The 9288-nt window shown below is 62.4% G+C and carries 8 protein-coding genes; all 8 read right to left on the bottom strand.

Features of this window, described 5'->3' with window-relative positions:
• Positions 1-553: phenylacetate--CoA ligase family protein (locus VN004_RS14715; RefSeq protein WP_414710314.1), on the bottom strand; the 553-nt coding region annotated here is incomplete at its 3' end.
• 144 nt (positions 554-697) lie between these two features.
• A complete protein-coding gene (locus VN004_RS14710) occupies positions 698-1546 on the bottom strand; it encodes an ABC transporter ATP-binding protein (protein ID WP_325611428.1) in 849 nt (282 codons plus the stop codon).
• Between the two features lie 55 nt (positions 1547-1601).
• Positions 1602-2933: an ABC transporter substrate-binding protein gene (locus VN004_RS14705; protein WP_325611424.1), complete on the bottom strand. Its 1332-nt coding sequence runs from the start codon at positions 2931-2933 to the stop codon at positions 1602-1604.
• Between the two features lie 92 nt (positions 2934-3025).
• The gene (locus VN004_RS14700) at positions 3026-4102 is read right to left on the bottom strand and encodes an ABC transporter permease subunit (RefSeq protein WP_325611421.1); all 1077 of its coding nucleotides are present in this window, start codon (positions 4100-4102) and stop codon (positions 3026-3028) included.
• Between the two features lie 10 nt (positions 4103-4112).
• The gene (locus tag VN004_RS14695; RefSeq protein ID WP_325611418.1) at positions 4113-5069 is read right to left on the bottom strand and encodes a branched-chain amino acid ABC transporter permease; all 957 of its coding nucleotides are present in this window, start codon (positions 5067-5069) and stop codon (positions 4113-4115) included.
• 109 nt (positions 5070-5178) lie between these two features.
• Positions 5179-5979 carry an ABC transporter ATP-binding protein gene (locus VN004_RS14690; protein WP_325611416.1) on the bottom strand — a complete coding sequence of 267 codons (801 nt, stop codon included), beginning with the start codon at positions 5977-5979 and terminating at the stop codon, positions 5179-5181.
• 235 nt (positions 5980-6214) lie between these two features.
• On the bottom strand, positions 6215-8188 hold the full coding sequence (locus VN004_RS14685) for an AMP-dependent synthetase/ligase (RefSeq protein ID WP_325611415.1): 1974 nt from the start codon (positions 8186-8188) through the stop codon (positions 6215-6217).
• Positions 8189-8310: 122 nt separating this feature from the next.
• A partial coding sequence (locus VN004_RS14680; protein ID WP_325611414.1) for a DUF6537 domain-containing protein occupies positions 8311-9288 on the bottom strand: 978 nt, incomplete at its 5' end.

The raw sequence follows: 9288 nt of genomic DNA, 5'->3' as shown, positions 1-9288 counted from the left end.
GGACCTTCAGGAAATCGGGCGTGCCGGTATAGCCATCCGGCCGAAGCCGCGCGATCGCCTCGACCTGCTGCTCGGTATTGCCGACACCGCCCGGGATGACCGGGCAGCCGAGCGCTTCGGCGGCGGATTCGAACATCCAGGCGCCGGGCGTCAGGTGATACGAAAAGCAGTTCAGGACAATCTGCCCCTCGCGAAAGCCGGCCGCGAACATCGCGCGCGCGACGCCGGCAAAGTCCGTCCCGTGCCCCTCCGGCTCGAAGATCGGTCCCGGTGACATCAGAAGCCGCTTCGCCTTTGAGGGCGGCGTGACATTGAAGCCGCCGAACGGCGGGGTCTCCGCTTGCAAGCGCGGCAGATCGGATTTGCGAAGGAGCGGCAGTTTGGCGAGCGCCGAACGTGAGGTGACGAATTTCGGATCGACGCCATCAAGATGCTTCGCCCAGCCGGGAGCTGATTTTGCGCGCGAGATCAGTCCAGGAATCTGCGCGACGATGTCACGCTCACGCTGCGCCGGATCGCGGGTTTCAAGTGAGTCATAGTGATCGCGCTTCATCCACCTACTCCGTTCGCCTCCCCCCTTGCGGGGGAGGCCGGCGAACGAAGTGAGCCGGGAGGGGGCAAGCCCGACGAACCACTCCAGAAAAAATATCGTTACCCCCTCTCCGTCCCTCCCCCTCAAGGAAGGAGGGAGAAGACATCACGCGAGCCACCTCTTACGGCGCTTGTAATGCTTGCCTTCGCGGAACGATTTGCGCTTGCCCTCGGCAATGCCGAGATAGAATTCCTTCACGTCCTCGTTCTCGGCAAGCGACTTCGCGTCGCCATCCATCACCACGCGGCCGTTCTCCAGAATGTAGCCGTAGCGCGCGTATTTCAGCGCCATGTTGGTATTCTGCTCGGCCAGCAGGAAGGACACATTTTCCTTCACGTTGAGATCGTTCACGATCTCGAAAATCTCTTCCACGACCTGCGGCGCAAGTCCCATCGACGGCTCGTCAAGCAGGATCATCTTGGGACGCGACATCAGCGCGCGGCCGATCGCGCACATCTGCTGCTCGCCGCCGGACGTATAGCCCGCCATCGAATTCTTCCGTTCGCGCAGCCGCTTGAAATAGCCGTAGACCATTTCGAGGTCGCGGTTGATGGCGACACGCCCGTCCTTGCGGGTGAAGGCCCCGGTCAGCAGATTTTCCTCGATGGTGAGATGGCCGAAGCAATGCCGGCCTTCCATCACCTGGATGCAGCCGCGGCGCACGAGTTCGTTCGGCGACAGCGACTGCACCTCGGCGCCGTCGAAAACGATCGAGCCCTTGGTCACTTCGCCGCGCTCGGAATGCAGAAGGTTGGAGATCGCCTTGAGCGTCGTCGTCTTGCCGGCGCCGTTGGCCCCGAGCAGCGCCACGATGCCGCCCCGCTCGACCTCGAGCGAGACGCCTTTCAGAACGAGAATGACGTGATCGTAGAGCACCTCGATATTGTTCACGGAGAGAATCTTGTCCGTGGCGGGTGCGGGTGTTGTCTCGCTCCGCAAAGAAGTGACGGTCATCCACATCTCCACGCGCGCCCCCTCTCCCCCGGAGGGGAGAGGGGGCTAAGTTACATCACGACGCCTTGTCGCAAGGCTCAGTGCGCTTCGGCCACGGCTGGTTCTTGGCGACATAGTCCTTGGCCGCCTCTTCCAACATCGGGCGAACCTTCTCCTTCATCGGCGCAATCCAGTCGGACACCTTCACCCACTTTGCGCCGTCCCATTGCTGCATATAGGCAGCCTGGTGCCCGCTGTGATCCGTGCACGACACCGCAACAGGCGAAGCGAACTCGGGCAGCCCCAGTTCCTTCCACCGCGCCGCGCTGATGTTGAGGGTTTCGAGACCGCGCCGCACGTCCTCGCCGGTCACCACCTTCTTGCCGGTGATCTTCTGCGCGTTGCGGACCGCCTCTGCCATCAGAACGGAATTGTAGACGCCGCGGTTGTAGAGATTTTCACCGAACTTGTCCGCCGCGACCTGACTCTTGCCCTTGTCGACCACGTATTTCTTGATGTCCTGCAGCGCCGGGTAATTGGTGCCGACGCCGTTGAAGTTCAGCGTCAGATAGCCCTTGGCTGCTTCGCCACCGCCGCGCGCATCGTCCTCGCCACCGGACCACCAGACGCCGACGAACTTGTCCATCGGATAGTTGATGCGGGTCGCTTCACGCACCGCCGTCGGATTCATCGCGCCCCAGCCCCACATGATCATCCACGCCGGACGGTCGCGCCGCACGTTGAGCCACTGCGCCGACTGGTTCTGCATCTCGGTCGCCGGCACCGGATAGAGCTTCACGTTGAAACCGTAATCCTTGGCGAGCTGTTCGAGCAGCGGAATCGGCTCGCGGCCATAACCGCCGTCAAAGAAGATATAGCCGATGGTCTTGCCCTTCAGCTTGTCGAGGCCGCCCTCCTTGGCGCCGATATAGCGGAAGATCATGGACAGGCCGTCCCAATAGGTCGCGGGCGGATTGAACACCCAGGGAAACTGGTCGCCGACCGCGCCCGCCGACAAACCATAGGCCATCGACAGCACCGGGATCTTGTCGACCGACGCCTTCGGGATGACCTGAAGCGTGATACCGGTTGACCACGGATTCATGATGACGGGCTTCTTCGATTTGACCTGCTCGTAGCATTCGACGCCTTTCTTGGTGTCGTAGCCGGTCTCGCATTCCTCGATCGCAATCTTGACGCCACCGATGCCGCCGTCGCGCTCGTTGAGCATTTGCAGATAATCGTTCATGCCGTTCGCGATCGGGATGCCTGAACCCGCGAAAGGACCGGTCCTGTACGTGAGAAGCGGAATATAGACTGTCTCCTGTGCAACCGCCGCGGTCGAAATCGCGGCGCCGCCAAGGACGCCGGCAACCGCCGCGCCGAGGGCAAGGTATTTGAGACTCATTGTGTTTCTCCCTTTAAGCGCCGGCGCTAAGGCCGGTCGTGTTATGTCCCCGAGCACCCATGGAGCCGGGGAATTGGACCGAGTGTGCCCTGTCAGTAGGGGAAAGGCCACACCCGTAATTTCTGCTTTCCGATCTGCCAGAGCCGCGCCAACCCGTGCGGCTCCACGACGAGGAAGAAAATGATGAGCGCCCCGACCACCATGAACTGAATGTGTTCGACGGTCGCCGACTTGACCGCAACGCCGAAGAATTCCGGCGCCGCACGCAACACGATCGGCAGGCCCCAGATGAACGTGGCGCCAAAAAACGATCCGATCAGGCTACCAAGTCCGCCGATGATCACCATGAAAAGGATGATGAAAGACTGGTTGATGTTGAAGGAGTCAGCTTCCGCCGCGCCGAGCCACAGGAACACCATCAGCGCGCCGGCTACGCCGCAATAGAAAGACGAAATCGCGAAGGCGAGCAGCTTGGTGCGATAGAGCCGGATGCCGATCAATTCCGCCGCGATGTCCATGTCGCGCACCGCCATCCAGCTTCGTCCGATCCGGCCGCGCACGATATTGGAGGCGGCCCAGGTCATCGCCACCACAATGGTCAACACCACGAGATAGCGCACCACCGGAGACGCATTGGGTCCGGTGACCGGGATGTCGAAGATTGTGCGGGTCGGGACCTCGATCGCATTCGACACGTTGTAGTTCACGAGCCAGGGCACGCGCACGAAGCACCATGACAGAAAGAACTGGGCGGCCAGCGTCGCAACCGCGAGATAGAAGCCCTTGATGCGGAGCGACGGCAAGCCGAACAGCGCGCCGACTGCCGCCGACACGAATCCGGACAGCAGGATCAGCACCACGATATTGACGTCGGGAAGCCAGGTCGTGAACTTGTAGGTCGCATAGGCGCCGACACCCATGAAGCCGGCCGTGCCGAGCGAGATCAGTCCGGTATATCCGGTCAGGAGATTGAGCCCGATCGAGGCGAGCGAGAAGACCAGGATCGGGATCATCACCGCCGACAGGACGAAGCTCGACATCGTCAGCGGGATGACGACGAAGGCGACGAACAGGATCAGCATCATGCCGATCCGGTCCTGCCGGATCGGGAACAGCGCCATGTCGGCGGCGTAGTCCGTCTTGTACTGGCCGGTCTCGCGGTAGAACATCTGACTGCCCTCAAATCCGCTCGATGATGCGCTCGCCGAACAGGCCCTGCGGCCGGAACAGGAGAAAGACCAACGCGATCATGTAGGCGAGCCAGCTCTCGATGCCGGAGCCGAGCAGCGGGCCCCAATAGAATTCGCCGAGCTTCTCGCCGACACCGATGATGATGCCGCCCACGATCGCGCCGGGGATCGAGGTGAAGCCGCCGAGGATCAGCACCGGCAGCGCCTTCAGCGCGAGAATCTGCAATGCGAAGGACACGTCGGAGCGCGCGCCCCACATGATGCCGGTGGCGAGCGCGACGATGCCGGCCGCGAACCAGACGATGACCCAGATCTGCTCGAGCGAAATGCCGACCGAGAGCGCGGCCTTGTGGCTGTCGGCGACCGCGCGCAGGGCGCGTCCAATCCGCGTCTTCTGGAAGAACACCGCAAGCACGGCCACCATGATCGAGGCGATGATGGCGGCGGCGATGTCAATCTTCTGGAACGAGACGAAGCCGCCGAATACCTTCCACTCGACCGCACCCTTGGGCAGGAACAATTCGTTGGTGATCATCACTTTGGGTTCGCCGCCAAAGATGATTTCGCCAAGGCCGATCAGGAAATAGGTCAGCCCGAAGGTTGCCATGAAAAGGATGATGTCCGGCTGGTTGACGAGGGGGCGCAGCATCAGCCGCTCCACGCCGATGGCGAGGACCAGCATCACGAGAATGGTGAGCGCGAGCGCGAGAAAGGCCGGCACACCCTTGGCATGGAGCCCGACCAGCGTCAGGGCCGCGAACACCACCATGATGCCCTGCGCGAAATTGAAGACGCCCGACGCCTTGAAGATCAACACGAAGCCAAGCGCGATAAGCGCATAGAGGACACCGGAGACGAGCCCTTCCCACAGGGTCTGGAGCAAGAGATCGGGCGCTCCCCCCATCTGTATGAACGGATCGATGAAGATCTTGTAGAGGAGGTCCATCAGGCGAAGCCCCTCCACGCATGCTGCTCTTCACCTCCGCCCGCAAGGGGGGAGCGAGTCCGGGAGGTGCAGGAGGCGATGTCGAGCTTCGCGATCATCCCGCCCGCCCTCAATGTGCCACGCCGAGATAGGCATCGATCACCGCGGGATTCGCTTTCACCTCGTCCGGTGTGCCGTCTGCAATCTTCTGGCCGTAATCGAGCACGATCACCCGATCCGACAGATCCATCACCACGCCCATGTCGTGCTCGATCAGCGCGATCGTGGTGCCGAAATACTGGTTCACGTCGAGGATGAAGCGCGACATATCTTCCTTTTCCTCGAGATTCATTCCGGCCATCGGCTCGTCGAGCAAAAGAAGGTCCGGCTCCATCGCCAGCGCGCGTCCGAGCTCGACGCGCTTCTGCAACCCGTAGGGCAGCCGGCCGACCGGGACCTTGCGGATATGCTCGATGTGGAGGAAATCAATGATTTCCTCGACGCGCTTCCGGTGCTCCACTTCCTCGGCCAGAGCGGGTCCGAAACGGATGATCTGCCAGAACAGGCCGCGATGCATTTTCAGCGTGCGCCCGGCCATGATGTTGTCGAGCGCGGTCATGCCGCGAAACAGCGCGACGTTCTGGAAGGTGCGGGCGATGCCACCGCGTGCGGCGTCATAGGGGCGCATCTTCGCGCGGGTCTTGCCCTTGAAGGTGATCCTGCCCTGCTGCGGCGTGTAGAAGCCGTTGATGACGTTCAGCATGGAGGTCTTGCCGGCGCCGTTCGGACCTATGATGGCGCGGATCTCGCCCTTCCTGATGTCGAAGGACACGTCGCGGATCGCCTTCACGCCGCCGAAGGACAGCGACACGTGCTCGACCGCGAGCAACACCTCACCGGCAGCGATGTCGGATTGCGACGGCGCTCTCATCGCCGCCCCCCACAACAACGCGGCGCGCTAGCGCGATCGCTGTTCCCCTCCCCCCGCGAGCGCAGCGAGTGGTGGGGAGCGGTCGGGGGTGGGGGACAATTTACAAAAGCGCCGTGACACCAAGAAAGCCCCCCACCCCGGTTCGCCTCGCTGGCGCGACGCGAACCGACCCTCCCCACCGTTTCGCGGGGGGAGGGAAAAGAAGAAGCGCGAGCATTGAAACAGGTCAGCACCATTACGCCGCTTTCTCCGTTCGCACGGGGACCGGCTCGGTCTTCATATCGACGATCCTGACGCGGGCTCGGATCATGCCCTTGCGGCCGTCCTCGAAGGTCACCTCGGTCGCAATGTCCGCTTCCTTCGAACCGTCGTAGAGCGCGTCGATCAGCGGCTTGTAGCGCTCGGCGACAAAGCCGCGCCGTACCTTCTGGGTCCGCGTGACCTCGCCATCGTCCGCATCGAGTTCCTTGGGCAGGATCAGGAAGCGTTTGATCTGCGCGCCGGCCATCACATCCTCACTCGCAAGCGAGCGATTCACCTCGGCGACATGCTGCTCTATCAGCTCATAGACGCGCGGATTGCCGGCCAGCTCCTGGTACGAACCATAGACCACATTGTTGCGCTCGGCCCAGTTGCCGACCGCGGTCATGTCGATGTTGATGAAGCAGGTGACGAAATCGCGCCCGTCGCCATAAGCCACGACCTCGCGGATGTTGGGATAGAATTTCAGCTTGTTCTCGATGTATTTCGGCGCGAACAGCGCGCCGTTCGCGAGCTTGCCGACATCCTTGGCGCGATCGATGATCTTCAGGTGGCCGGTCTGGTCGAAGAAGCCGGCATCGCCGGTTTTCACATAGCCATCCGGCGTCATCACTTCGCCGGTCTTGTCGTCTTCCTTGAAATAGCCGAGGAACATGCCGGGCGACTTGAACATCACTTCGCCGGTCTCGGAAATCTTGATGTCCACGTTCGGCGCGGCGGGACCAACCGTATCGGGACGGATGTCGCCGTTGGCCTGGCAGGTCACGTAGAGGAATGCCTCGGTCTGCCCGTAGAGCTGCTTGAGGTTCAAGCCGAGCGAGCGATAGAAGGAGAACAGCTCGGGACCGATTGCCTCGCCCGCGGTATAGGCAACGCGCACGCGCGAGAAGCCGAGCACGTTCTTCAGCGGACCGTAAACCAGGATTTCGCCGAGCGCGTAGAGCAGCCGTCCGCCGAGCGGAACGGGCCGCTTGTTGAGAATTTTCTCGCCATAACGGCGCGCCACGTCGATGAAGTAATGAAACATCCGACGCTTCAGGTAACCCGCATCTTCCATGCGGATCATCACGCGGGTCAGCAGATTCTCGAACACCCGCGGCGGCGCGAAATAGAAGGTCGGGCCGATCTCGCGCAGGTCCTGCTGCGCGGTATCCGGCGATTCCGGGCAGGCGGTGCAGAAGCCTGCGACCAGCCCTTGCGCATAGTTCAGATAATGGTCGCCGACCCAGGCCAGCGGCAGATAGGCGAGCACGACATCCCTGTCGGTCAGCTGGTCGAACTCCACCGTATCGCGCGCGGCCGCGATGCAGCGGCCGGCCGACAGCACCACGCCCTTGGACCGGCCGGTGGTTCCCGAGGTGTAAAGGATGATCGATGGGTCGGTCGCGGTTCCGGCTGCGATCTCGCGCTCGATGCGCGCGGCCGCTTCGGGATCGCCGGCCATGATCGCCTCGTTTTCCGCGACGATCGCTCCGAGATCGTGCAGGCGGCTGTGGTCGTAGTCGCGCAAGCCGCGGGTCTCGTCATAGACGATGTGGCGCAGCTTCGGCAGTTGCTCCTGGACCGACAGGATCTTGTCGACCTGCTCCTGGTCCTGCACCACCGCGACCGCGACATCGGCGTGGTCGAGCACATAGGCGATTTCGGTGGCGACCGCGTCGGCGTAGACCGGAACCGGGATCGCACCGAGCGCCTGAGCCGCAAGGATGGTTTCGTAGAGACGGGGGCGGTTGTTGCCGGCTATGGCGACGGTGTCGCCGCGCTTCACGCCGAGTTTCGAAAGACCAAGCGCTATCGCTAAGGCCTCGCGTCGCAGATCGGACCAAGTCCAGGTCTGCCAGATACCCATGTCCTTATGCCGCAATGCGGGATGGTCTCCTCGCACCTGCGCATGGTGAAGCAGCAGCTTCGGAAAAGTATCCGCAGCAGCGTCTGCCGCTGTTGCCAAGGCATCCTCCCACGTCGCGCCTGCGCACGGCCGCCGATTTCCGGCTTGTTTCCGTGTTCAAGATAAGAAGACAGCGCGGTGGGCCGGTCAAGCCTGCCGGAGGTGAACCAAAAGACGCTGGACTATTCCGCCGCCTTCAGCATCGGCGCGCCGGCTGTCCGGAACTGTTCCAGCAGCGCGTCCCGGTGCGCCTCGGCAGCCTTGAGATTGCGCAGCTTTACGTGGCCGAAGCCGCGTATCTTTTCCGGGACCGCCGCGAGCCCGACCGCGAGCGGGTGATTGTCGGAAGTGAGTTTCGGCAGAATCTCGTTCAACAGATTTTCGTAATCCGCGATCAGCCGACGCTCGGTGCGCCGCTCCTCGGTATACCCGAAGGGATCGAACGCCGTGCCGCGCAAGCCCTTCAGTTTCGCGAGCAACCCGAAGACGCGCATCATCCACGGCCCAAAGCTCATCTTGCGCGGCTCGCCCGTGGTCTTGTCGACACGCGCCAGGAGCGGCGGCGCGAGATGGAACTCGTAGCGCAAGCTGCCCGGTTCGAAAGCCGTTTCGACCTGCTTCACAAAGGTGCCGTCGGTGTAGAGCCGCGCGACCTCGTATTCGTCCTTATAGGCCATCAACTTGAAAAGATTGCGCGCCACCGCTTCGGTGAGCCCGGTACAGCCGGGGGCATTCAGGTGCTCCGTCGCACGCACCTTTGCGACCAATTCGGCATACCGCTTTGCATAAGCGGCATTCTGGTACGCGGTCAGGAACGCGACGCGGCGCTCGATGATTTCCTCCAGCGTCTGCGACAAATGGCGATTTTCATCCTGCGCTTCGGCGCTCGGGATCAGCGACTCCACACCGGCCATGTCGATAGCCGCACGCCGGCCCCAGCGGAAAGCGGCCTGATTCATCGCCACGGCCTCGCCATTCAGTTCGATGGCCTTCTCGATGGACTCTGCCGAGAGCGGCAGCGCACCCTTCTGATAGGCGAACCCAACCATGAACATGTTGGCCGCGATCGAATTGCCGAGAAGCGCCGTCGCAAGCCGTGTCGCGTCGATATAGGACACCTGATCGCGGCCGGACGCAGCGACGATGGCGCGCTTGAGCCG

This window comes from Pseudorhodoplanes sp. (assembly GCF_035565855.1).
Taxonomy (GTDB): domain Bacteria; phylum Pseudomonadota; class Alphaproteobacteria; order Rhizobiales; family Xanthobacteraceae; genus Pseudorhodoplanes.
The sequence above is the reverse complement of the archived record's forward strand: the minus strand, read 5'-3'. Positions and strand labels throughout refer to the sequence as shown.